The following is a 24,318-nucleotide window of genomic DNA, read 5'->3' on the forward strand; positions in this document are numbered from 1 at the left end:
ATGGCATTTCACTTGACCCCCGGCCAAGCCTCGGACCTGGAAGGGGCCGACGCCTTGCTGCCCGGCCTGTCCGCTCAAGCATTAATCGCCGATCGGGCCTACGACGCCCACGAGCGAGTGATCGAACCGATGCAGCACATCGGCGCACAGATCGTCATCCCTTCTCATCCAACACGCAAAGTGATGCGCGATTACGATCGAGCGCTGTACAAGGCTCGGCACTTGATCGAGAACTTCTTTGCCAAGCTCAAGCAATATCGGGCCATCGCCACCCGCTACGACAAAACCGCTCGAAACTTCCTCGGGGCCATCTACTGCATCGCAGCCAACATCCTGCTCAATTGATGACAGGCCCTAATCGAAGCGCGCGCGCTCGCCGCTTTCGGACTGGCCGGCGCGGCGTGCGGCGAGGCGCGCGATGACCGACCAGTCGGCATCGCCGTCGCCGGCGGCGAGGCCTTCGAGCATCGCGTCGCGCAGCAGGCTGGCCAGCGGCAGCGGCACCTGCGCCGCATCGCCGGCGGCCAGCGCCAGGCGCACGTCCTTGAGTCCGAGGCGCAGCTTGAAGCCGGCCGGCTCGTAGCGCCGCTCGGCGATCAGCGCGCCGTAGTTCTTGTAGACCGGCGCGGCGAACAGCGTGCCGGTCAGCATTTCGATCAGCTCGGTCGGGCTGACGCCGTAGGCCTGGCCGAGCGCCGCGGCTTCGCCCATCGCTTCCAGCGCGGCGGCGATCATGAAGTTGCCGGAGATCTTCAGCGCGTTGGCGCGCACCGGGTCCTCGCCGAGCCGCCAGGTCTTCTGGCCGATCGCCGCGAGCAGCGGCAGCACGCGATCGACGGCGTCCTCGCGGCCGGCGGCGAGCACCTGCAGCGTGCCGGCGGCCGCCGCGTCCGGACGGCCGAACACCGGCGCCGAGACGTAGCCCAGGCCGTTCTCGGCGTGACGCTCGTCGAGTTCGCGCGCCAGCGCGGTCGAGATCGTCGCCAGGTTGACGTGCACGAGGCCGGTCGCGGCGCGGCCCAGCGCGCCGCTGTCGAGCAGCACCTCGCGCAGCGCCGCGTCGTCGGCCAGCATCGAGAACAGCGCGGTGCCGCGCAGCGTCTCGTCGACGGTGGCGGCAGCTTCGGCGCCGAGCGCGACCAGCTCGCGGACCGGCGTCTGCGAGCGGTTCCAGACGACGACGCGATGGCCGGCCTTGAGCAGATTGGCGGCGATGCCGCGGCCCATGCCGCCGAGTCCGACGAAGCCGATATCCATGAGGCGTCTCCTTGAATCGGGCTCCGGGCGGCGTGCCGTCCGTCAGCCGTGGATGAGCGTGCCGATGCCCTGGTCGGTGAACAGCTCCAGCAGCACCGAGTGGTCGAGCCGGCCGTCGATGATGTGCGCCGACTTCACGCCGCTGTTGACCGCGTCGAGCGCGTAGCGGACTTTCGGCACCATGCCGCCGGAGATCGTGCCGTCGGCGATCAGGCCCTCGACCTGCGGCACGGTCAGGCCGGTCATGACCTGGCCCTGTTTGTCGAGCACGCCCGGCGCGTTGGTCAGGAAGATGATCTTCTCGGCCTGCAGCACGGCGGCGAGCTTGCCGGCGGCGACGTCGGCGTTGATGTTGTAGGCCTCGCCGTTGTCGCCGACGCCGACCGGCGCGATCACCGGGATGAAGCCGCCGGCTTCAAGGTGCGTGATGATGCGCGGGTCGATCTTCTCGACTTCGCCGACCTGGCCGAGGTCGTGGCCGGCGATCTGCATGCGGCGGGCGCGGATCAGGCTGCCGTCCTTGCCGGTCAGGCCGACGGCGCGGCCGCCCTGCAGGTTCAGCGCCGCGACCACCGCCTTGTTGACGAGGCCGCCGAGCATCATCTCGACGACATCCATGGTCTCCTCGTCGGTGACGCGCATGCCCTGGATGAACTCGCTCTTCTTGCCGAGCCGTTCGAGATGCGAGCCGATCTGCGGGCCGGCGCCATGGACGACGACCGGGTTCATGCCGACCAGCTTCATCAGCACGATGTCGCGCGCGAACGACGCGATCATGGTGTCGTCCTTCATCGCGTTGCCGCCGTACTTGACGACGATGGTCTTGCCGGCGAAGCGGCGGATGTACGGCAGCGCCTCGGTCAGGACGCGGGCAATGGTCTGCGCGTGGGTCAGGTCGATGGGCATGGTCGGCAGCGGGAGCGACGAAATGGGACGTGGAAGCGCGCGGATTATGCGCCGGCGCTGCCGCTCAGTGGCGGCCGGTATGGCCGAAGCCGCCGCTGCCGCGCGCGCTCGTCGCGAAGTCGTCGACGATCTCGAACTGCGCCTGCACGACCGGCACGAACACCAGCTGCGCGATGCGCTCGCCGGGATTGATCGTGAACGCCGCCTGGCCGCGGTTCCAGCACGAGACCATCAGCTCGCCCTGGTAGTCGGAATCGATCAGGCCGACGAGATTGCCGAGCACGATGCCGTTTTTGTGGCCGAGCCCGGAGCGCGGCAGGATCAGCGCGGCGAGCGCCGGATCGGCGATGTGGATCGCCAGCCCGGTCTTGAGCAGCGTGGTGGCGCCGGGCTCCAGCGTCAGCGGCGCGTCGAGCAGCGCGCGCAGGTCGAGGCCGGCGGCGCCGTCGGTGGCGTAGGCCGGCAGCGGATATTCGGTGCCGATGCGCGCGTCGAGAATCTTCAGGCGGATGTTCTGCTTCATGGCGGAGCGGTGCGGAGTGGGGCCGGCGCGTCGGGCGCGCCGGACGGAAAGCGAAAGAGGGGCGAGCGCCTGCGCCTCAGGCCGGCGCGGCGGCGCGGGCGTGGAAGCGTTCGGCGACCAGCGCCGCGAGCTGGCGCGCGATCTCGGTCTTGCTGGCGTGCGGCAGCTCGCGGCCGCCGCCCGGCCAGTAGACCGACAGCGCGTTGTCGTCGCGATCGAAGGCGCGGCCGCGGCCGACCCAGTTGGCGGCGATCAGGTCGAGCTTCTTGCGCGCGAGCTTGCCGCGCGCGTGTTCTTCGAGCTTCTCGGTCTCGGCGGCGAAGCCGGCCACGAACAGCCGCGCGTCCTGCGCGCGCACGGCGCTGATGACGTCCGGATTGCGGTGCAGCGTCAGCTGCAGGGTGGCGTCGTTCTTCTTGATCTTCTCGTCGGCGACGCCGTCGACGCGGTAGTCGGCGACTGCGGCGGCGCCGACGAAGATCTGCGCGCCGCGCGCCGCCTGCAGCGCCGCATCGAGCAGTTCCTGCGCGGTCTCGATGTCGATGCGGGCGACGCCGGCCGGCGTCGCCAGGCTGGTCGGTCCGCTGAGCAGCGTGACCTCGGCGCCGAGCGCGCGCAGCGCCGCGGCGAGCGCGTAGCCCATCTTGCCGGACGAGCGGTTGGTGATGAAGCGCACCGGGTCGATCGGCTCGCGCGTCGGGCCGGCGGTGACGACGGCTTTCACGCCGGCGAGGGGGCCGTGCTCGAACCGCTGCGCGACCGCCTCGCGGATCTGCAGCGGTTCGGCCATGCGGCCGTCGCCGATCTCGCCGCAGGCCTGCGCGCCGGCGCCGGGGCCGATCACCTGCACGCCGCGCGCCACCAGCGTGGCGACGTTGGCCTGCGTCGCCGGGTTGGCCCACATCAGGCGGTTCATCGCCGGCGCGATCGCGATCGGCTTGTCGCTCGCCAGGCACAGGGTGCTGAGCAGATCGTCGGCGAGGCCGTGCGCGAGCCGGGCGATGACGTCGGCCGAGGCCGGCGCGATCAGGATCAGGTCCGGCCAGCGGGCGAGCTCGATATGGCCCATCGCCGCCTCGGCGGCGGGGTCGAGCAACGAAGTGCGCACCGGGCGGCCGGACAGCGCCTGGAAGGTCAGCGGCGTGACGAACTGCTGGGCGCCGGCGGTCATCACGACCTGCACCTCGGCGCCGGCTTCGAGCAGGCGCCGCGTCAGGTCGGCGGCCTTGTAGGCGGCGATGCCGCCGGTCACGCCGAGCACGATGCGGCGTTCTGCGAGATTCGGCACGGTTGGGGTCGCGGCGTTCATCGCAACATTCTAGCGGGCTTGCAGCGGGGCAAGGCCCGGGGAGGAACGATGGCGATCCGCGACTGGCCGGCCGGCGAGCGTCCGCGCGAGAAACTGCTGGCGCGCGGCCCCGCCAGCCTGAGCGACGCCGAACTGCTGGCGATCTTTCTGCGCACCGGCGTCGCCGGCAAGAGCGCGGTGGCGCTGGCGCGCGAGCTGATCGACGGTTTCGGCAGCCTGCGCGCGCTGCTGCGCGCCGACCTGCCGCGCTTCTGCGCCGGCAAGGGCCTCGGCGCCGCCAAATACGCGCAGCTGCAGGCGGTGCTGGAACTGGCGCGCCGCCATCTGGCCGAGGAGCTGCGCCGCGGCGAGGCGCTGAGCGATCCGCTGGCGGCCGAGCGGTTCCTGCGCGCGCAGCTGCGCGATCTCGACCACGAGGTTTTCGCCGCGCTGTTCCTCGATGCGCAGCATCGCGTGCTGGCCTTCGAGGCGCTGGCGCGCGGCACGCTCGACGGCGCCGCCGTCTATCCGCGCGAGGTGGTCAAGGCCGCGCTGCGCCATCAGGCGGCGGCGGTGATCTTTGCGCACAACCATCCGAGCGGCCACGCCGAGCCGAGCGCCGCCGACCGTGCGCTGACCGAGCGTCTGCGCCAGGCGCTCGGCACTGTCGACGTGCGCGTGCTCGATCATCTGGTGATCGGCGAGGGCGCGCCGACCAGTTTCGCGGCGCGCGGCTGGCTGTAGGGCGATGCCCCTCGACCTCGGCCTCCGCTGCGGGCATGCTGGGCCGGTGCATCCTGCGGCGCGCGTGCGGTCGGACGCCAGCCGCGATCCGGGGAGGGCGCGATGAAGCACGGACGCAGACGGTTCGGACTGATACTGGCGCTGTGCGCGGCGCTGCTCGCGCTGTATCTGGCGTTCTGGCCGGTGCCGATCCGGCCGGTCGCCTGGCAGGCGCCGCTGCCGCCGCCGACCGAGCAGTATCCGCAGAACGGCCGGCTGCGCGATCTCGAGCGCCTTGCCGACGGCGTCGGCGTCGGCCCGGAGGGCCTGGCGATCGACACCCAGGGCCGGCTCTACGCCGGTTACGAGGACGGTCGCGTGATGCGTTTCGATCTCAACGGCGAGCACGGCGAAGTCCTCGCCGACACCGGCGGCCGGCCGCTCGGTATCAGCGTCGGCGCCAAGGGCGTGTTCGTCGCCGACGCCATGCGCGGCCTGCTGCAGATCGAGGACGGCGGCGCCGTGAAGGTGCTCAGCACCGGGGCCGACGGCGTCCCGTTCCGCTTCGTCGACGACGTCGACCAGTCCGCCGCCGACCCCTACGTCTATTTCAGCGACGCCTCGGCGCGCTTCGGCTACCGGCAGGCGATGGCGGACGTGCTCGAGCACGGCGACAGCGGCCGCCTGCTGCGCTACGACCTGCAGACCGGCGAGACGCGCACGCTGCTGCGTGGCCTGCATTTCGCCAACGGTGTCGCCGTCGGGCCGAGAGGCGAGTACGTGCTGGTCTCCGAGATGGCCGCCTACCGCGTGCTGCGCTACTGGATCAAGGGCGAGCGCGCCGGTCAGCACGAGGTGTTCGTCGACAACCTGCCGGGCTTTCCCGACAACCTCAGCATCGACCACGATCACGGCTGCGTGTGGCTGGCGCTGTACGCGCCGCGCCTGCCGCAACTCGATGCGATGGCCGCGCATCCGGGACTGCGCACGCTGCTGTACCGCGTGCCGACATTCCTGTGGCCGAAGCTGCGGCCGCGCAGCTGGGCGCTGTCGTTCGACTTCAACGGCCGGCTGCTGCAGAACCTGCAGTACGAGGCGCCGCCGGAGCAGATCCACGTGCATCCCGCCTACGGGCCGGTCACCAGCGTCGTCCACTACGGCGGCACGCTGTATTTCGGCAGCGTCGCCGACACCGCGATCGGCCGCCTCGCGATGCCGACCGCGGCGCCGCACGCGCCGTGAGCGACACCTGGGATGCCGTCATCGTCGGCGCCGGGCACAACGGTCTGGTCTGCGCGGCGTATCTGGCGCGCGCCGGCCGCCGCGTGCTGGTGCTCGAACGCCGCGAGCGGGTCGGCGGCGCGGCGGTCACCGAGGCGCTGGCGCCGGGTTATCGCGCGTCGACCGCCTCGTACCTGATTTCGCTGCTGCTGCCCGAGGTCGAGCGCGAGCTGGCGCTGGCGCGCCACGGCTACAAGGTGCTGCCGCGCAATCCCTCGTCGTTCACGCCGCTGCCGGACGGACGCAGCCTGCTGCTCGGGCCGGACGCCGAACTCAACCGGCGCGAGATCGCCGCCTTCTCGGCGCGCGACGCCGCGGCCTGGCCGCGCTACGAGGCCTGGCTGGCACGCGTCGCCGAGGCGCTCGAACCGGCGCTCGAGGATGTGCCGCCGGAGCTGCTGCCGGTGCCGCCCGGCCTGCGCCGCCGCGGCCTGCCCGAGCGCCTGCGCAATCTGCGCCGGCTGCTGCGCTTCCATCGCGCGCTGCGCCGGCTCGGCGACGACCTGCCGGCGGCGCTGGAGCTGTTGACCGGCGCGGCCAGTCCGATTCTCGATCGCTGGTTCGAGTCCGAGGCGCTGAAGGCGACGCTGGCGACCGACGCGGTCATCGGCGCCTTCGCGCCGCCGTCGGCGCCCGGCACCGGCTACGTGCTGCTGCATCACGTGATGGGCGTCGCCGGCGGTGCGCGCGGCGTCTGGGGCTATGTCGAGGGCGGCATGGGCGCGCTCAGCGAGGCGTTGCGCGGCAGCGCCGAAGCGGCCGGCGCGACGATCCGCACCCATGCGCCGGTCGCGCGCATCGAGGTCGAGGGCGGCCGCGCCGCCGCGGTGCGCCTGGCGTCCGGCGAGCGCATCGCGGCGCGCACCATCGTCTCCAACGCCACGCCGGCGGTGACTTTCCTGCAGCTGCTCGAGGCCGGCACGCTGCCCGACGCGTTCCGCGCCGCGGTCGAGCGCATCGACTACGCGAGCCCGGTGATGAAGATCAATCTGGCGCTGTCCGAGCTGCCGGATTTCGCGAGCCGGCCGGGCAGGGACGCGGTTGGCCCCGCGCATCGCGGCACGATCCACATCGGCCCGACGCGCGATTACATCGAGCAGGCCTACGCCGACGCGCGGCGCGGCTGGCCGTCGCAGGCGCCGCTGGTCGAGCTGACGATCCCGACGTCGGTCGACCGCACGCTGGCGCCGCCCGGCCACCACATCGCGCAGCTGTTCGTGCAGTACGCGCCGTACCGGCTCGCCGAAAGCGACTGGGACACACAGGCCGACGCCTTCGCCGAGCGCTGCATCGACGCGGTGACCGCCTATGCGCCGAACTTCCGCGACGCCGTGCTGCATCGTCAGGTGCTGTCGCCGCTCGAACTGGAGCGGCGCTTCGCGCTGACCGGCGGCAACATCTTTCACGGCGCGATGTCGCTGCACCAGCTGTTCGGCTTCCGCCCGGTGCCCGGTTGGGGCGACTACCGCACGCCGCTGCCGGGGCTTTATCTGTGCGGCGCCGGCGCGCACCCGGGCGGCGGCGTCAGCGGCGCCCCGGGGCGCAACGCCGCGCGCGTGATCCTGCACCGCGCATGAGTGCGCCGGTCGCGCCGCGACCGCCGGTCGGCGGTCGTCCGCCCGCCGGAGGCGGCGCGCGCACCACACTCGCGCCCGTGTCGACGTTCCCCCCATGCGCAGCCCGAGCGCGCCGGCCCGGCCGGCGGTCGGCGCGCGCGCGGCGCGGAGACCGGCGATGAGGGCGTGGTCCGGCCGTCTGCCGTCGTGGCGCGCGCTGACGGCGCTGCTCGCCGCGGCGCTGGTCGTCGCGCTCTACGGCTGGGCGCTGGGTCGCTCGCCGCATGTGGCGACGCTCGCCGCGGCGCCGCCGCTGCAGGTCGACTGGCAGCCGGCCGCGGACGGCGCGACGCGCCCGGGTCCGGTCTGGCAGCGGTACGCGGCCGGCAGCCATCTGCCGCGCGGCGGCGCCGGCGGCTGGGTGCGCGTGCGCCCGGCGCGCGGCGTCTGGCCGGACGGCGAGCAACTGCTGGCGATCGAACAGCCGGGCTTCGGCGCGGTGTCGCGCTTCGAGGCCGGGCAGGAGCGCGAGCGCCGGCGCTGGAGCGACGGCCGCGCCGCCGGCGACTGGGGCCTGCTCGGCGGCATCGTCTTTCCGCTCGACGCCGCGGCGCGCCGCGACGGCGCGCTGCTGCTGCGCTGGTGGCCGCACGCCGAACTCGACAGCCGCCCGCAGTTCGCCCTGCTCGCGCCGCCGCAGCTGGCGCTGCGCGACACCACGGCGACGCTGAGCAGCGGCGCGCTGCTGGCGACGCTGGCGGCCTTCGCGCTGCTGGCGCTGCCGGTCGGCGCGCTGCTGCGCGAGCCGGCGTTCCTCGCGTACGCGCTCTATCTCGGCAGCTACGCGCTGCTGCAGCTGATGGTCACCGGCCTGGCCTACTCGCCGCTGCCGGTCGCGCCGCTGGCGGCGGCGCCGCAATGGTGGGGACGCCTGGCGACCGGCATCGCGGTCTGGGCCGCGACCGTGTTCCTCAGTGGTTTCGCCGACCTGCGCCGCTACGCGCCGCGCATGCGCTGGCTGGTGCTCGCGGTCGGCTGGGCGGTGCTGCTGCCGACGCTGTCGGCGCAGTTCGGCGGCGAGGCGCTGCGGGCGCTGGTGCGGCAGATCATCAATCCGCTGCTGATGCTGTCCGGGCCGCTGCTGCTGCTCGCCGCCGGCTGGGCCTGGCGGCGCGGCTCGCGCTACGCCGGCTTCTTCTTCATTGGCTGGACGCCGTTGCTGACGATCACCGCCCTCGACAGCGCCGGCGTGCTCGGCGCGCCGCCGGGCACCGCGCTCGGCGATTACGGTGCGCTCGGCGCCGCGCTGTTCGAGGCCTTCGTGCTGATGCTCGGCCTCGGCGATCGCGCCTACGCGCTGCGCGGGGCGCTCGAACGGGCGCATCGCCTGGCCGGCACCGATGCGCTGACCGGCCTGCCGAACCGGCGCGGCTGGCGCGACGCGCTGCAGGCGCAGCCGGCCGACGTCATCGTCTATGCCGACCTCGATCACTTCAAGGCGCTCAACGACCGCTACGGCCATGCGCGCGGCGACGAGGCGCTGAGCTGGGTCGGCGCGGCGCTGAAGGCGCGCCTGCGGCGCGGCGACCGGGCGGCGCGCTACGGCGGCGAGGAGTTCGTCGTCGCGCTGTACGACTGCGGCACCGCCGAGGCGCTGGCCTGGGCCGAGGCGCTGCGCCGCGATATCGCGCGCCTCGACATCGACGCCGGCGGCCGGCCGCTGACGCTGAGCATCGGCGTCGCCGTGCGGCGGCCGGCCGAGCGCATCGAACGCTGGCTCGAACGCGCCGACGCCGCGATGTATGCGGCCAAGCAGGGCGGCCGCGACCGCGTCGTGCTCGCCGGCGACGAAGGCGCTGCCGCGTCCTGATCAGCGCGCAAGCTCCGGATGGAGCCGCGCGTCGCGCCGGACCAGACTGCCGCGCATACTTCAACGCGGAAGATCGCTCATGAACACCCCGACGCTCGACGAGACCGCCTGCTGGCGCGCGCTGCAGCAGCGCGATGCCGCGCAGGACGGCCGCTTCGTCTACGGCGTGCGCACGACCGGCGTCTACTGCCGGCCGTCGTGCGCGTCGCGGCTGCCGAAGCGTGACAACGTGCGCTTCTACGCCGATGCGCAGGCCGCCGAAGGCGACGGCCTGCGCCCCTGCAAGCGTTGCCGTCCGCGCGACGACGCCGGCGCGCGCGACGCGCAGCGCATCGCCGAAGTCTGCCGCCACATCGAGGCGCACGCGCACGAGAAGCTGACGCTGGCCGCGCTGGCGCAGCGCGCGCACCTGAGTCCGTTCCATTTCCAGCGGCGCTTCAAGGCGATCGTCGGCCTCAGTCCGCGCGAGTACGCCGAGGCCTGCCGGCTGCAGGCGCTGCGCCGCGAGCTGCGCGCGGCGCCGACCGTCAGCGACGCGATCTACGGCGCCGGCTACGGCTCCGGCAGCCGCGTCTACGAAAAGATCGACACGCGGCTCGGCATGACGCCGGCCGAATATCGCGCCGGCGGCCACGGCGTGGCGATCTCGTACGCCGGCGGCGACACGCCGCTCGGCCGGGTGCTGATCGGCGCCACCGACCGCGGCATCTGCTTCCTGCAGTTCGGTGACGACGATGCCGCGCTGCGGGCCGAACTCGCCGCCGAGTATCCGGCGGCGCGCCTGGCGCCGATGGACACGGCGCAGCAGGCACTGTTCGACGACTGGATGCACGCGCTCGGCGAGCATCTGGCCGGGCGCCGGCCGCAGCTCGGACTGCCGGTGCACACGCGCGGCACCGCCTTCCAGCTCGAAGTCTGGAAGTACCTGCAGACGATCCCGTACGGCGAGCTGCGCTCGTACGCCGAGGTCGCGCAGGCGCTCGGCCGGCCGAACGCGGTGCGCGCCGTGGCGCGCGCCTGCGCGAGCAACGGCGTCGCCCTGCTGATTCCCTGTCATCGCGTGATCCGCGGCGACGGCCAGCTCGCCGGCTACCGCTGGGGCCTGCCGCGCAAGCGCGTGCTGATCGATCTGGAGCGCGCCCATCGTGAACGCGTCTGAGCCGACGCTGCACCTGGCGCTGCCGGTGCGCGCGCCGTTCCCGTGGACGGCGCTGCTCGGCTATTTCGCGACGCGCCTGATCGAAGGCGTCGAGGTCATCGCCGACGGCGCCTACCGGCGCGTCGAGGCCGGCGCCGTGGTGCGCGTCGACCACGACGCGGCGGCCGCGCAGCTGATCGTCACCGGGCACGGCCTGGCCGCCGACGCGGCGCGGCGTCGCGTCGAGCGTCTGTTCGTGCCGCAGCACGACGGCACTGCGATCGCCGCGGCGCTCGGCATCGATCCGCTGCTCGCGCCGCGGCTCGCGCGCTGTCCTGGCTTTCGCCCGCCCGGCTGCTGGTCACCGTTTGAACTCGCCGTGCGCACGCTGCTCGGCCAGCAGGTCACCGTCGCGGCGGCGCGCACGCTGACGGCGCGTCTGGTCGCACGCTGCGGCGCGCTGACGCCGGCGGCGATCGTCAGCGCCGATCTCTCGGCGCTCGGCATGCCGGGCGCGCGCGTCGCCGCGATTCGCGCGTTCGCCGACGCGGTCGCGCGCGGCGACGTCGATCTCGACGCGCCGTGGCCGGCGCTCGACGCGCAGCTCGCCGGGCTGCGCGGCTTCGGGCCGTGGACGCGGGCCTATCTGGCGATCCGCCTCGGCCGCGACGGCGACGCGCTGCCGGACAGCGACATCGGCCTGCTGCGCGCCGCCGGCGTCGCCACGCCGCGCGCGCTGCGCGCACGCGCCGAAGCCTGGCGCCCGTATCGCGGTCACGCCGCGACGCTGCTGTGGGCGGTGGCGCCGTGAGCGGCGCCGGCCTGCCCGACGCGGGCGCGCTCGCCGCAAGGGTCGCGGCGCTCGACTGGCCGGCGCTGCATGCCGCGCTCGACGCCGATGGCTACGCGTTGACGCCGCCGCTGCTCGACGCCGGCGGGCGCGCGGCGCTGGCGGCGCTGTACGACGAACCGGCGCACTTCCGCTCGCGCATCGTCATGGCGCGCTACCAGTTCGGCCGCGGCGAGTATCAGTACTTCGGCTATCCGCTGCCGCCGCCGGTGCAGGCGCTGCGCGCGGCGTTCTACGCCGGCCTGCGGCCGCTGGCCGAGGCGTGGGCGCAGCGGCTCGGTGTCGCCGACCGCTATCCGCCGCGGCACGAAGATTTCATCGCCGCCTGCCATGCCGCCGATCAGCGGCGGCCGACGCCGCTGCTGCTGCGCTACGGCGCCGGCGACTACAACTGCCTGCATCAGGATCTCTACGGCGCGCGCTGGTTCCCGCTGCAGGCGGTGCTCCAGCTCAGCGATCCCGAACACGACTTCGCCGGCGGCGAGCTGCTGCTCGTCGAGCAGCGCCCGCGCCAGCAATCGCTCGGCCACGTGCTGCGCGTGCCGGCCGGCGCCGCGGCGATCCTCGCCGTGCACGAGCGCCCGGTCGCCGGCAGCCGCGGCTGGTATCGCGCCCGGCTGCGCCACGGCGTCAGCCGCGTGCACGCCGGGCAGCGCCACACGCTCGGCATCGTCCTGCACGACGCGGCCTGAGCGGCCGGCGCCTGCCCGCCGGCCTGGCGCTGCGGCTCCGGCGCGCACGCGAAGGCCGGTTTCGCGCGCGGCGCCCCGGTGCTGCCGCTTGCGGCAACAGACCCTAATCGGCGGCGACGACCAGCACCACGGCGCCGCCGTCGGCCGACTGCTCGATGGTGCGATGGGCCGCGGCCGCTTCGTGCAGGCCATAGCGGTGGCGCACGGGGATGCGCAGGGCGCCGGCGTCGTGCAGGTCGACCAGCTCGTCGAGCGCGGCCAGCGAGCGGCGCGGACGCAGGTGGCGGACGCCGCAGGCCTGCGCCGCCTCGGCGTCGGCGAGCGTGCCGATGCGCCCGCCTTCGACGCCGTGCGCGAGCAGCGCGGCGAGGGCGTCGTCGCCCGCGGCTTCCGGCCGCGCATCGAGCGCGGCGTCGAGCGGTGCGGCGAGCGCGCGCAGCGCCGTCGCCAGACCGGCGCCGGCGTCGAGCGCTTGCGCGCCGAGGCGGCGCAGATGGTCGTGCTGCGCGCGCGCCGCGGTGCCGATCACCGTCGCGCCGCGGCGGCGGGCCAGCTGCACGGCGGCAGCGCCGGCGTCGTTGGCGGCGTCGTGGATCAGCACGGTCTCGCCGCGGCCGACGTTCAGCGCGAGCAGCGCCGCCTGCGCGGCGAGCGGCGCCCCGGGCAGCACCGCGGCGACGTCCCAGGGCATCGCCGGCGGCTTGCCGACGATCTGCGCCGGGCTGACGACGACGTACTCGGCATAGCAGCTCAGCACGGCCCAGCCGAGCACGGCGTCGCCGACCTCGAATTCGTCGGTGCCGTCGCCGAGCGCGTCGACCGTGCCGGCGAAGGCATTGCCGAGCTGCAGCGGCAGGCGCAAGGGCAGCGGCGCGAGCCGGCCGGCGAGGCGGCCGGCGCGCAGCTGTGCATCGACCGGCTGCACGGCGGCGGCGCGCACGCGCACGCGCAGCTGGCCGGCGCCGGGACGCGGCTGTTCGAGCGTATCGACGGCGAGCACCTCGGGCTCGCCGTAGCGCGCGAAACGCACCGCCCGCATCCGCCGCGCCGCGATCGTGTCTTCGTTCAGCGCCGCACCCATCGCGTCTCTCCTTGCGCAGTCCCTTGACCGCCGATGATCGGGACGACGAGCATAGAACCTCAACTAAAGTCGAGGTCAAGGATGAAGGCAATGACGGCCGCGGAATTGACGATCGGCCAGCTTTCGGAACGCAGCGGCGTCGCCGTCTCGGCCTTGCACTTCTACGAGGCCAAGGGCCTGCTGTCGAGCCGCCGCACCGGCGGCAACCAGCGCCGCTACGCGCGCGACAGCCTGCGCCGCGTCGCTTTCATTCGCGCTGCGCAGCGCGTCGGCATTCCGCTGGCGATGGTGCGCGAGGCGCTCGCGCAGCTGCCGGACGCACGCACGCCGACGCGCGCCGACTGGGCACGGCTGTCGGCGGCCTGGCGCGGCGAACTCGACGCGCGTATCCGCCAGCTGACGACGCTGCGCGATGCGCTCAGCGACTGCATCGGCTGCGGCTGCCTGTCGATGCGGCGCTGTGCGCTCGCCAACCCCGGCGACGTCGCGGCGACGGTCGGGCCCGGCGCGCGGCGCTTCGACGAGCGCCGACCGTGCCGGACGCGGAACTCCTGAGCGAACGCGCCGTGGTGCCGCCCGCTGCGCCTACGGTGCGTGCGGCGTTTCCTCGTGCGCCAGGGCCTGCAGGATCGGCGCCGGCGCCCGGCACTGGCCGGCGCGGCCGCCGTCGACGAGACGGCTGCTGACGCCCGGCAGCGAGCGGCAGGCAATCCAGTTGACGTCGTTGCCGACCGCGAGGGTCGGCGACGCCAGCGCCAGCGCCAGCGTCCGATGTGCCGCGATCCGTTGCGGCGCGCCGGTCCGTGCCCCGACCGCATCGCAGGCCGGCGACGCCCGGCCGACGTCGTCGATGCAGTACGAAACGACGACCTCGTAGTCGCAGCGATTGCGCAGCGCCGGTGCGTTCTGCTCGCTGGAGCCGCGCACCGGCGGGCGTTGCGCGATGAGGCTCAGGCATTCGCTGGCGACGAGGCGCGGCTTCGAGGCGACCAGGACGGTCGGCGTATCGCTGGCATCGGCGTGGGCGAGCGACGGCATGCCGCCGAGCGGCAGCAGCAGGGATGCGGCGGCGCCGCACTGGATGATGGAGCGAAGTCTCTGGCGCATGGCGTTCTTCCTCGTGGGCGGCGGGCCGGCATTGCCCGGACATGCCGGAAGCGAAGGCATGTACGCAGGCAAGGCGCATCGGCAGTGGCGAGGCATCGGCCTCGCCATGCTCTGATGCACGGGCATGCGAAACGGTTTGCGCGAGATCGCGCGCGGCCTGCGCGCTCGGGAGGCGACGGCGCGTGACGCTCAGCAGGCGCCGCCCTTCCTGAGCGCCGCGTAGGCGTCGTCGTCGATGCCGAGCGCGGCGAGCAGCGTGCGCGTGTCGGCGCCGAGCGCCGGCGCCGGCGTGCTGGCGCTCGGCGCGGCGTCGACGAAGCGCAGCGGATGCGCGATCGCCGGTTTGCCGCCGCAGTCCTCGACGAGGCCGCGCGCCTGCACCTGTTCGTTGGCGAGCGCTTCTTCGAGCGTGTAGACGCCGCTGGCGCAGGCGTCGGCCGGCGTCAGCAGCACTTCCCAGGCGTCGCGCGTGCGCGTCCGGAACAGCGCCGCCGTCGCCGCGCGCGCCTGCTCGCCGGCCGCGCCCGGCGCCGGCACGCGGCGACCGAGCTCGGGCTGGCCGGCGGCGGCGCAGAAGGCCTGCCAGAACTTCGGTTCGAGCGCGCCGAGCGCGAACCATTTGCCGTCGGCGCATTCGTAGAGGCTGTAGTTCGGCAGCGCGCCGCTGAGCATGTCGGCGCCGCGCGGCTGCGTGCGGCCGAGCGCGCGCAACGTCGACAGCGCCGCGACCTGCAGCGCCAGCGTGCCGTCGAGCATCGCCGCGTCGACGTAGCAGCCGCGGCCTGACGCACGCGCGCCGTGGACCGCGGCGAGGATGCCGAGCGCGCAGCTCAGCGCGCCGCCGGCGAGGTCGGCGATCTGCGTGTTGGCCAGCGCCGGACCGGCGGCGTTGCCGATCTGGTCGAGCGCGCCGGCGTAGGCGCAGTAGTTCATGTCGTGGCCGGCGCGGTCGCGGTACGGGCCGGTCTGGCCGTAGCCGGTCAGCGCCGCGTAGACGAGCTTCGGATTGAGGGCCTTGAGCGTGTCGTAGCCGCAGCCGAGGCGGTCCATCACGCCGGGCCGGAACGATTCGATGACGACGTCGGCCTCGGCGGCGAGGCGATGGAAGATTTCGACGCCCGGCGCCTGACGCAGGTCCAGCGTCAGCGAGCGCTTGTTGCGGTTGACCAGCGCGAACAGCTCCGGCGACAGCGCGCGCGTGTAGTCGCCGCCGTTCGGTTCCTCGATCTTGACGACCTCGGCGCCGAGCTGCGCGAGGTAGAGCGTGCAGAACGGGCCCGGCAGCAGGCGCGAGACGTCGAGGACCTTGAGGCCGGCGAGCAGGGGATTGGTCATGGCGGCAGGATCAGGCGAGGAAGTCGAGGACCGCAGCGTTGAACGGACGTGGCGCGGCGAGGTTCATCGCATGCGTGGCGCCGGCGATCGTCACGCGCTGCGCACCGGCGATGTGGGTCTGCAGCAGGTCGAGCAGTTTCGGGAACGGCGGCGGCGTCAGCGCGCCGCCGATCAGCAGCGTCGGCTGGCTGATCGCGGCGAGCCCGGCGCGCGTCAGCTGCAGCGGCGCTTCGCGAACCTGGCCGAGCAGCGTGCGCGCGTTGTCGGTCGCCATGCGCCTGAAGCCGGACGCCATGCGTTCCCAGATCGGCGTGCCGCTGACGCCGTTGATGAACACGGCGAGGCCGCCGTCGACGTCGCCGGCGGCGATCAGCGCCGCCGCCGCGCGCGTGCGCGTCTCGGTGTGCGCGCGGATCGCATCGGCGGTGTCGACCAGCGAGGTATCGGGCAGGCCGCCGGGCTCGGCGAGGATCAGCCGGCCGACGCGCTGCGGCGCACGCTGCGCGACGCGCAGCGCGATGTAGCCGCCGCGCGAATGGCCGAGCAGGTCGACCGGGCCGGCGTCGAGCGCATCGATGAAGGCGATCAGATCGTCGACGTGCTGTTCGGCGCTGTAGCCGTCGCCGCTGCCGTCCCAGGCTTCCGGCCAGCAGTGGCGCAGGCTCACGGCGATCGCGCATCGCCGCGCGCCGAAGGCCTGCATCTGCGGCGACCAGTAGCGGTAGTCGCACAGCGAGCCGTGGATCATCAGCAGCGGCGTGCCGCTGCCGGTCTCGACGTAGGCGAGATCGTAGTCGTTGAGGCGCAGGGTGGGCATCGCGCTATTGTGCCTGCGCCGTTCGCGGCGCGGCGCGACGGGCGCGCCGCGTGGCCGCGCCCGTCGTGCGGACTGCGCGCTCAGCCGTTGGCGACGGCGCGGTATTCGGCGGCACTGTCGCGCTTGAAGGCGCCGTAGTACTCGGCCGGCGCGAAGCTGTCGACTTCGATCGCCGCCAGGCGCGCGGCATGGGCGTCCTTGAGCTGCTGCGCCTCGGCGGCGCCGAGCAGGCCGGCGCGCACGGCTTCGTCGGCGAGTTCGGCCGGCGCGCGGCCGCGCGGCAGCTGCCTGGCACGCTGCGCCTGGACGACGCGATCGTGCGCGCCCTGCGCGGCGCCGAGCAGGCGGAAAGCCTTCAGCAGCCGGCCGATGCCGACGCGGTCGTCGGTCGGCAGGAAGACGTTGGCGGCCAGACGCTCGTACTGCGGGCCGTAGTGCTGGACGGTGCGCGCGGCGCGCGCCGACAGCGCATCGCCCGGCATCGCGCCGACCGGATTGGCGCGCGCCTCGAACACGCCGATCGTCTTCATCCACGCGCCGAGCGGACCATCGAAGTTCTGGTAGATGCCGACGAAGGCGTCCTGCACCTGCGCCAGCGCGTATTCGCAGGCGTACTGCACCAGCGGCAGGTCCTCGGGCCTGCGGCCTTCGGCCTCGTAGCGGCGCAGCGCGCCGACCGCGAGGATCTGCCAGGCCAGCGCGTCGGCGTAGCGGCCGGTCAGCTTGCCGCGCGCCTTGAGCTTGCCGCCGATCGCGAACATCGCCAGGTCGGTGAGCACGCCGAAGCGCGCCGCCGTCCAGCCGAGGCGCTTGTAGTAGCGGCGCGTCGGCGGCGCGACGTCCGGCACGCTGACGAAGGCGCCGCGCGTCAGGAAGTGCCACTCGGCGCGCAGCAGGCCCTTGGCGAAGTGGCCGATCCAGCCGAGCAGGTTCTTGCGGAACGCCGGCACGTCGCTGTTCTCGACCGCGTGCACGACGTTGAGCGCGTACGGATGGCAGCGCGTGGCGCCCTGGCCGAAGATCATCAGCGTGCGCGTCATGATGTTGGCGCCTTCGACGGTGATCGACACCGGCGCCGACTTGTACATCATGCCGAGAATGTTGTTCGGGCCCTGCATGACGCCGGCGCCGGAGAACACGTCCATGCCGTCGATGACGAGCTGGCGGCCGAGCTCGGTGGTGTAGGCCTTCATCACCGACGACACGACCGGCGGCTGGATGCCCTGGTCGACCGCGGTGCAGCCGAACACGCGCGCGCCTTCCATCATGTACGACAGCGCGGCGATGCGACCGACCTTGTCCTCGACGCCTTCCATGTGGCCGATCGGGATGCCGAACTGCTGGCGGACGATCGAGTAGGCGCCGGTGACGGCGGCGGTCAGGCGCGCGCCGCCGACCGCGCCGGCCGGCAGCGAGACCATGCGGCCGCCGGCGAGCTGTTCCATCAGCATGCGCCAGCCCTGGCCGGCGTAGGCGACGCCGCCGATGATGTTGTCGACCGGCACGACCACGTCCTTGCCGATCAGCGGGCCGTTGTAGAACGGATCGCCGATCGGTTCGTGATGGTCGCCGTTGCTGAAGCCCGGCGTGCCCTGATGCAGCAGCACGCAGGTGATGCCGACGTCCTCGCCCTTGCCGAGCAGCTGCTCCGGGTCGTGCAGGCGGCAGGCGATGGTCGCGAGATTGGCGATCGGCGCCAGCGTGATGTAGCGCTTGCGGAAGTTCAGGCGGATCTTGGTCGCGCCGTCGGCGTCGCGGAAGACCCGGCCTTCGGCCTTGATGCTGGCCGCGTCAGAGCCGGCGGTCGGCTCGGTCAGGCCGAAGCAGGGCACGTACTCGCCGCGCGCCAGCTTCGGCAGATAGTGATCCTTCTGCGCCTGCGTGCCGTAGTGCTTGATCAGTTCGGCGGCGCCGAGCGAGTTCGGGATCACCACGAAGGTGCCGACCGCGCCGTTGTACGCCGACAGCTTGGCCATGATCGTCGAGATCGCCAGCGTCGAGAACTCAAGGCCGCCGTACTGCTTCGGAATCAGGAAGGACATGAAGCCCTTCTGCTTGATGAACGCGAAGACCTCGTCGGGAATGCGGCGCGTGCGCTGGATTTCGTAGCGGTCGAACATCGCCAGCAGCTCGTTGCACGGCCCGTCGAGGAAGGCCTGCTCCTCGGCCGTCAGCTGGCCGTAGGGCTGCGCCAGGACCTTGGCGAAATCGGCCCGGCCGGCGAAGAACGGGCCGTCGATCCAGACCGAACCGGCTTCGAGCGCCTGGCGCTCGGTGTCGGAGATCTGCGGCAGGATCCGCTTGGCCTGCATCCACTTCATCACTGTGCCGAACATCGTGCGTCTCCTGCTTCGAATCGAAAAAGCTGCCGACGGGCCTTAAGGGGCCCTTTTTTGAAAAAGTTCATCCATCGGCATCGCGAGGCGCCGCAGGCGACGAAGCCATCCAGCGGCGCACGCCACCGGCGGTGCCTCTGGATCGCCACGGCCGCTGCGCGGCCTCGCGATGACGGAGTGATTCAGCCTTTCCTCAGAGGAAGCGGCCGATCAGTTCCTTCATGATCTCGTTGGTGCCGCCGTAGATGCGCTGCACGCGCGAGTCGCGCCACAGCCGCGAGATCGGGTACTCGTCCATGTAACCATAGCCGCCGTGCAGCTGCAGACACAGGTCGGCGATCTCGAACTGTTTGTCGGTGGTCCAGTACTTGGCCATCGCCGCGGTCACCGCGTCGAGCTTCTTCTCCAGCAGCAGTTCGGTGCAGCGCTCGACCAGCACGCGGCCGAGCATCGCCTCGGTGCGCGCTTCGGCGAGCTTGAAGCGCGTGTTCTGGAAGTCGATGACGCGCTTGCCGAAGGCCTTGCGGTCCTTGACGTAGGCGGTCGTCAGGTCGAGCGCCAGCTCGATCGCGCCGACCGCGCCGAGCGCGACGATCAGGCGCTCCTGCGGCAGCTGCTCCATCAGCTGCACGAAGCCCAGGCCCTCGGAGCGGCCGAGCAGATTGGCCTTCGGCACACGCACGTTCTCGAAGAACAGTTCCGAGGTGTCCTGGCCGTGCATGCCGACCTTCTCGAGATTGCGGCCGCGGCGGAAACCGTCGGCGCGGTCGGTCTCGACGACCAGCAGCGACACGCCCTTGGCTTTCTCGTTCGGATCGGTCTTGGCGACGACGATGACGAGGCCGGCCTGCTGGCCGTTGGTGATGAAGACCTTCTGGCCGTTGATGACGTAGTCGTCGCCGTCGGCGATCGCCGAGGTGCGCACGCTCTGCAGATCCGAGCCGGTGCCGGGCTCGGTCATCGCGATCGCGCCGACCAGCTCGCCGCTGGCCAGCTTCGGCAGCCATTCGAGCTTCTGCGCCTCGCTGCCGTAGGCGAGCAGGTAGTGCGCGACGATGCCGTTGTGCAGCGAGGCGCCCCAGGCGCTGCAGCCGACGCGGGCCTGTTCCTCGATCAGCACCTTCTCGAACGCGAAGTTGCCGTCGCCGCCTCCGTACGCGGCCGGCACGCTCGGGCACAGCAGGCCGAGCGCGCCGGCCTTGTGCCACAGCTCGCGGTCGACGTGGCCCTGCGCGTCCCAGCGCGCGATGTGCGGCGCGACCTCGGTCTGCATGAAGCGCCGCGCCGTGTCCTGGAACATGCGCAGCTCGTCGCTCATGTAGCGGCCCTGCATCAGTGCGGCGTTAAGCATCGAAGCGGCTCCCGTCCTTGGCCATTTTCACCAGCAGCCGGGCCGGCTTGAAGCGGGCCCCGTAGCGCTTCTCCAGTTCGCGGCTGCGCTTGACGAAGCGCGCGACGCCATAGGCATTGATGAATTGCAGCGCGCCGCCCTGCTGCGGCGCGAAGCCCCAGCCGAAGATCGAGCCGATATTGGCGTCGGCGACGCTCTCGACGACGCCTTCCTCGTAGCACTTCGCCGCCTCGTTGGCCTGCGCGAACATCAGACGGTCGATCAGCTCGGCCTGCGCCGGCTGCGCGGCGGCGAGCGGGAACTGCGCCGCCAGGCCGGGCCACAGCTGCTTCTGGCCGCCGGCCGCAGCCGGGTAGTCGTAAAAGCCGCGGCCGGCCTTCTTGCCCGGGCGGTCGAGCGTGCGCACCATCTTCTCGATGACGGCGTCCGCCGGATGGCCGGCGTAGGTCTTGCCGTCGGCTTCGAAGTCCTTGCGCGTCTGTTCGAGGATGTGCAGCGACAGCGACAGCGAGACTTCGTCCTGCAGCGCCAGCGGGCCGACCGGCATGCCGGCCTGCAGGCCGGCGACCTCGATCGAGCGCGGATGCGCGCCTTCCTGCAGCAGCGCCAGGCCTTCCATCACGTAGGTCGCGAACACGCGCGAGGTGTAGAAGCCGCGCGCATCGTTGACGACGATCGGCGTCTTGCCGATCTGCTGCACGTAGTCGAAGGCGCGCGCCAGCGTTTCCGGCGAGGTCTTCTTGCCCTTGATGATCTCGACCAGCGGCATTTTGTCGACCGGCGAGAAGAAGTGCAGGCCGATGAAGTGCTGCGGCCGCGCGCTGGCCTGCGCCAGGCCGGTGATCGGCAGCGTCGAAGTGTTCGACGCGAAGATGGCCTTCTTCGTCAGCTGCGCCTCGGCCTGCCGGGTGACCTCGGCCTTGATCGCGCGGTCCTCGAACACGGCTTCGATCACCAGATCGCAGCCCTGCAGATCCTCGTACGCGGCCGTCGGCTTGATGCGGGCGAGCCGCTCGTCCTTGCCCTGCGCCGTCAGGCGGCCCTTCTTGATCGCCTGGTCGAGCAGGCCGGCCGAATAGGCCTTGCCGCGCTCGGCGTTGTCCAGCGAGGTGTCGAGCAGCACGACCTCGATGCCGGCCTGCGCCGACACGTGGGCGATACCGGCGCCCATCATGCCGGCGCCGAGCACGCCGAGCTTTTGCACCTTGCCGCGCTCGATGCCGTCCGGACGCGAGCGGCCCTTGTTGATGCTGCCGAGCTGGAACCACAGCGTGCCGATCATGTTCTTCGACACCGGCGATACCACGCAGTTGGCGAAGTAGCGCGATTCGATGCGGCAGCCGGTGTCGAAGTCGACGATGCCGCCTTCGAACACGCACGACAGGATGTTGGCGACGGCGGGGTAGTTGCCCCAGGACTTGGCGTTGGCCAGCGACGGCGCGATCGCCCACATCTGGCCGTTCGCCGGGCTCTTCGAATCGCCGCCCGGCCATTTGAATTTCTTGTCGTCCCAGGGCTGCACCGGTTTCGGGTTGGCGGCGATCCAGGCGCGCGCCTTGGCCATCATGTCGTCGCGATCGCTGGCCAGTTCGTTGACGATGCCCTGCTGGCGTGCCTGCGCGGCTTTCAGTTCCTTGCCTTCGAGCATCAGCGGCAGCGCCGCCTGGATGCCGATCAGGCGCGGCAGGCGCTGCGTGCCGCCGCCGCCGGGCAGCAGGCCGAGCTTGACCTCGGGCAGGCCGAACTTGGCTTTCGGATCGTCGATCGCGATGCGCCAGTGGCAGCCGAGCGCGAGTTCGAGGCCGCCGCCGAGCGCGGTGCCGTTGAGCGCCGCGACCACCGGCCGGCCGCAGGTTTCGAGGCGGCGCAGCAGCGCCTTGAAGGTCTCGGCGAGCGCGTAGGCCTCCTCGGCCTGCGTCATCGCGTAGACCTTGTCGATGTCGGCGCCGGCGAGGAACTCCTTCTTGCCGGAGCTGACGATCACGCCCTTGATCGTGGCGTCCTGCTCGATGCGGGCAATGGCGTCGCCGAGCGGCGCGCTCAATGCCTCGTTGAGCACGTTCATCGAGCGGCCCGGCATGTCGAGCGTCAGCGTGACGATGCCGTCGGCGTCCTTCTCGAAACGCACGGCGCTGGGATTCGTTGCTTCCATGTCGGTGCTCCTCAAACCCGCTCGATGATCGTAGCGATGCCCATGCCGGCGCCGACGCAGAGCGAGACCAGCCCGGTCTGCTTGTCCTGGCGTTCCAGCTCGTCGAGCACGGTGCCGAGGATCATCGCGCCGGTTGCACCGAGCGGATGGCCGAGCGCGATCGCGCCGCCGTTGACATTGACGCGTTCGGCGTCGATGTCGAGATCGCGCATCGCGCGCATCACGACCGCGGCGAAGGCCTCGTTGATCTCGAACAGGTCGATGTCGGCGGCCTTCATGCCGGCCTTGGCGAGCGCCTTGTTCGCCGCCGGGCCGATGCCGGTCAGCATGATGGTCGGCTCCGAGCCGATGACGGCCGCGGCGCGGATGCGTGCGCGCGGTTTCAGGCCGAGCTGGCGGCCGATCTTCTTGTTGCCGACCAGCACCGCGGCGGCACCGTCGACGATGCCCGAGGAGTTGCCGGCGTGATGCACGTGGTCGATGCGCTCGACCGTCGTGTACTTGCGCAGCGCGGTGGCGTCGAAGCCCATCTGGCCGATCTGCGCGAACGAGGGTTTGAGCTGCGCGAGGCCGTCGAGCGTGGTCTCCGGGCGGATGAATTCGTCGTGATCGAGCACGGTCATGCCGTTGAGGTCGACGACCGGCACCAGCGATTTCGCGTAGCGGCCGGCCTCGCGCGCCTGCGTCGCGCGCTGCTGCGAGCGCAGCGCGAAACGGTCGACGTCCTCGCGGCTGAAGCCTTCGAGCGTGGCGATCAGGTCGGCGCCGATGCCCTGCGGCGCGAAGCCGGTGGCGTTGTTGACGCGCGGGTCCATCGCCCAGGCGCCGCCGTCCGAGCCCATCGCCCAGCGCGACATGCTCTCGACGCCGCCGCCGACGATCAGATCCTCGAAGCCGGACATGACTTTCATCGCCGCCAGGTTCACCGCTTCCAGGCCCGAGGCGCAGAAGCGCGATTGCGTGACGCCGGCGACGGTCTCGGCCCAGCCGGCGTAGAGCGCGGCGACGCGGGCGATGTCGGCGCCCTGCTCGCCGACCGGCGTGACGCAGCCGAGCACGACGTCGTCGACGCGCGAGGTGTCGAGGCCGTTGCGCGCTTCGAGCGCGCGCAGGCAGGTGGCGGCGAGTTCGATCGGCGTGACCTGATGCAGGCTGCCGTCCTTCTTGCCCTTGCCGCGCGGCGTGCGCACGGCGTCGTAGATGAATGCCTCGGTCATGGAATCCTCGGGCTTGCGCGAATAGGTAACTGAAATTACCATTTGGCCGTTTCCGGTGTCGGAAGAACGGCGAAGCGAGTGCTGTCGCATCGGGGTGCGCGCGACCGTGAGAATGTAATCACGAGTGCGGACGCGGTCAATACGATGCCGTATGGCATGACTTTCGCAGGTGTAATTTCAATTACTTTGGAGGCAGTGAATGCGCCGTAGTGACGCAGTGCTGGCGGACCGCTCGCAGCTCGATGCGGCGACCCGGGTGCGCATCGAGCAGGCCGTGCTCGATATCTTCTCGGAGCGCGAATTCCACCGCGTCGGCCTGATCGAGATCGCGCGCGCCGCCAACGTCTCGCTGCAGACCATCTACAAGTACTACGGCAGCAAGGAAGCGCTGCTGTTCTCCAGCCTCGACATCTGGCTCGGCAAGCTCGCCGCGCGCATGATCGATCACCTGCAGGGCATCGAGGATTACAAGGAGCGCCTGCGCAAGGTGTTCTGGGTCAGCCTCGATTTCTACGAGAAGAACCCGAAGCTGATGCAGCTGCAGATGAGCTCGGTCTACGTCAACACCTGGCGCAAGCACGAGCAGTTCGACAATCCGCAGCTGTTCGGCACCTTCCTCAAGGTGCTGCATGAAGGCCGCGAGAAGGGCGTCATCACCGACGAGGTCGACGAGAAGTACGTGCTCGACATCATCATGGGCACGCTGGCGCGCCTCGTGCAGATGTACGTGCATCGTGGCATGAAGGAATCGCTGACGGCGCAGGCCAATCCGATCTTCGAGATGCTCTGGCGCGCCATCGCCAAGCCGAAAGCCTGAGCGGCGCCGCAAGCTTTACGC

22 protein-coding genes are annotated in these 24,318 nt (G+C 71.8%); 10 read left to right on the plus strand and 12 right to left on the minus strand.

Annotated elements, in window-relative coordinates; genetic code table 11:
* Positions 1–345, plus strand: a 345-nt coding sequence (locus K343_RS0118200) for an IS5/IS1182 family transposase (RefSeq protein ID WP_028009267.1), incomplete at its 5' end; no start/stop codon positions are given.
* A gap of 9 nt (positions 346–354) precedes the next feature.
* Here the strand turns inward: K343_RS0118200 and K343_RS0118205 are convergent.
* The 4 genes from K343_RS0118205 to coaBC all read right to left on the minus strand — a co-directional run bounded on the left by K343_RS0118205 (position 355) and on the right by coaBC (position 3,995).
* The gene (locus K343_RS0118205; protein ID WP_028009268.1) at positions 355–1,257 is read right to left on the minus strand and encodes an NAD(P)-dependent oxidoreductase; all 903 of its coding nucleotides are present in this window, start codon (positions 1,255–1,257) and stop codon (positions 355–357) included.
* A 42-nt stretch (positions 1,258–1,299) separates the two neighbouring features.
* Positions 1,300–2,163: an acetylglutamate kinase gene (gene argB, locus K343_RS0118210; protein WP_020650865.1), complete on the minus strand. Its 864-nt coding sequence runs from the start codon at positions 2,161–2,163 to the stop codon at positions 1,300–1,302.
* 64 nt (positions 2,164–2,227) lie between these two features.
* Positions 2,228–2,686 carry a dUTP diphosphatase gene (dut, locus tag K343_RS0118215; RefSeq protein WP_028009269.1) on the minus strand — a complete coding sequence of 153 codons (459 nt, stop codon included), beginning with the start codon at positions 2,684–2,686 and terminating at the stop codon, positions 2,228–2,230.
* 76 nt (positions 2,687–2,762) lie between these two features.
* On the minus strand, positions 2,763–3,995 hold the full coding sequence (gene coaBC, locus K343_RS0118220; protein ID WP_043113154.1) for a bifunctional phosphopantothenoylcysteine decarboxylase/phosphopantothenate--cysteine ligase CoaBC: 1,233 nt from the start codon (positions 3,993–3,995) through the stop codon (positions 2,763–2,765).
* A 48-nt stretch (positions 3,996–4,043) separates the two neighbouring features.
* Here coaBC and radC point away from each other — a divergent pair, with 48 nt between their 5' ends.
* From radC to K343_RS0118255, 7 genes are all read left to right on the plus strand, one after another.
* On the plus strand, positions 4,044–4,718 hold the full coding sequence (radC, locus tag K343_RS0118225; RefSeq protein WP_028009271.1) for a RadC family protein: 675 nt from the start codon (positions 4,044–4,046) through the stop codon (positions 4,716–4,718).
* Positions 4,719–4,820: 102 nt separating this feature from the next.
* A complete protein-coding gene (locus K343_RS0118230; RefSeq protein ID WP_028009272.1) occupies positions 4,821–5,939 on the plus strand; it encodes an SMP-30/gluconolactonase/LRE family protein in 1,119 nt (372 codons plus the stop codon).
* Positions 5,936–7,555 carry a phytoene desaturase family protein gene (locus K343_RS0118235; RefSeq protein ID WP_028009273.1) on the plus strand — a complete coding sequence of 540 codons (1,620 nt, stop codon included), beginning with the start codon at positions 5,936–5,938 and terminating at the stop codon, positions 7,553–7,555. Before K343_RS0118230 ends, K343_RS0118235 begins: the two co-directional genes overlap by 4 nt.
* Positions 7,556–7,712: 157 nt before the next feature.
* Positions 7,713–9,404 (plus strand): GGDEF domain-containing protein, encoded by a 1,692-nt coding sequence (locus tag K343_RS23695; protein WP_161628922.1) that lies wholly within the window; start codon positions 7,713–7,715, stop codon positions 9,402–9,404.
* A 79-nt stretch (positions 9,405–9,483) separates the two neighbouring features.
* Positions 9,484–10,563, plus strand: a complete 1,080-nt coding sequence (gene ada / locus K343_RS0118245) for a bifunctional DNA-binding transcriptional regulator/O6-methylguanine-DNA methyltransferase Ada (protein ID WP_028009274.1) — start codon at positions 9,484–9,486, stop codon at positions 10,561–10,563.
* The gene (locus K343_RS0118250; protein WP_028009275.1) at positions 10,550–11,353 is read left to right on the plus strand and encodes a DNA-3-methyladenine glycosylase family protein; all 804 of its coding nucleotides are present in this window, start codon (positions 10,550–10,552) and stop codon (positions 11,351–11,353) included. Before ada ends, K343_RS0118250 begins: the two co-directional genes overlap by 14 nt.
* Positions 11,350–12,084: a 2OG-Fe(II) oxygenase gene (locus tag K343_RS0118255; RefSeq protein WP_245585238.1), complete on the plus strand. Its 735-nt coding sequence runs from the start codon at positions 11,350–11,352 to the stop codon at positions 12,082–12,084. The genes K343_RS0118250 and K343_RS0118255 overlap by 4 nt, the downstream gene beginning before the upstream one ends.
* A gap of 103 nt (positions 12,085–12,187) precedes the next feature.
* On the opposite strand, the gene K343_RS0118260 is transcribed toward K343_RS0118255, so the two are convergent.
* On the minus strand, positions 12,188–13,165 hold the full coding sequence (locus tag K343_RS0118260) for an alcohol dehydrogenase catalytic domain-containing protein (RefSeq protein ID WP_051278704.1): 978 nt from the start codon (positions 13,163–13,165) through the stop codon (positions 12,188–12,190).
* Between the two features lie 90 nt (positions 13,166–13,255).
* Between K343_RS0118260 and soxR the strand changes: the two genes are divergently transcribed.
* Complete coding sequence (soxR, locus tag K343_RS0118265; protein WP_028009278.1) at positions 13,256–13,720, plus strand: redox-sensitive transcriptional activator SoxR; 465 nt, start codon at positions 13,256–13,258, stop codon at positions 13,718–13,720.
* A gap of 30 nt (positions 13,721–13,750) precedes the next feature.
* On the opposite strand, the gene K343_RS0118270 is transcribed toward soxR, so the two are convergent.
* The 7 genes from K343_RS0118270 to K343_RS0118300 all read right to left on the minus strand — a co-directional run bounded on the left by K343_RS0118270 (position 13,751) and on the right by K343_RS0118300 (position 23,480).
* Positions 13,751–14,272: a hypothetical protein gene (locus K343_RS0118270; RefSeq protein ID WP_028009279.1), complete on the minus strand. Its 522-nt coding sequence runs from the start codon at positions 14,270–14,272 to the stop codon at positions 13,751–13,753.
* Positions 14,273–14,461: 189 nt separating this feature from the next.
* On the minus strand, positions 14,462–15,607 hold the full coding sequence (locus K343_RS0118275; RefSeq protein ID WP_028009280.1) for a CaiB/BaiF CoA transferase family protein: 1,146 nt from the start codon (positions 15,605–15,607) through the stop codon (positions 14,462–14,464).
* Between the two features lie 10 nt (positions 15,608–15,617).
* Entirely contained in the window at positions 15,618–16,424 is an 807-nt protein-coding gene (locus tag K343_RS0118280; protein ID WP_028009281.1) for an alpha/beta fold hydrolase, read from the minus strand.
* Between the two features lie 80 nt (positions 16,425–16,504).
* The gene (locus K343_RS0118285) at positions 16,505–18,781 is read right to left on the minus strand and encodes an acyl-CoA dehydrogenase (protein WP_281169412.1); all 2,277 of its coding nucleotides are present in this window, start codon (positions 18,779–18,781) and stop codon (positions 16,505–16,507) included.
* A gap of 172 nt (positions 18,782–18,953) precedes the next feature.
* Positions 18,954–20,078 carry an acyl-CoA dehydrogenase family protein gene (locus K343_RS0118290; RefSeq protein WP_028009283.1) on the minus strand — a complete coding sequence of 375 codons (1,125 nt, stop codon included), beginning with the start codon at positions 20,076–20,078 and terminating at the stop codon, positions 18,954–18,956.
* A gap of 25 nt (positions 20,079–20,103) precedes the next feature.
* On the minus strand, positions 20,104–22,263 hold the full coding sequence (locus K343_RS0118295; protein WP_028009284.1) for a 3-hydroxyacyl-CoA dehydrogenase NAD-binding domain-containing protein: 2,160 nt from the start codon (positions 22,261–22,263) through the stop codon (positions 20,104–20,106).
* An 11-nt stretch (positions 22,264–22,274) separates the two neighbouring features.
* Positions 22,275–23,480: an acetyl-CoA C-acetyltransferase gene (locus K343_RS0118300; RefSeq protein ID WP_028009285.1), complete on the minus strand. Its 1,206-nt coding sequence runs from the start codon at positions 23,478–23,480 to the stop codon at positions 22,275–22,277.
* A gap of 199 nt (positions 23,481–23,679) precedes the next feature.
* Between K343_RS0118300 and K343_RS0118305 the strand changes: the two genes are divergently transcribed.
* Entirely contained in the window at positions 23,680–24,297 is a 618-nt protein-coding gene (locus K343_RS0118305; RefSeq protein ID WP_028009286.1) for a TetR/AcrR family transcriptional regulator, read from the plus strand.
* The last annotated feature ends 21 nt before the right edge of the window (positions 24,298–24,318 follow it).

It is taken from the genome of Solimonas flava DSM 18980, from assembly GCF_000426685.1.
Lineage (GTDB): Bacteria > Pseudomonadota > Gammaproteobacteria > Nevskiales > Nevskiaceae > Solimonas > Solimonas flava.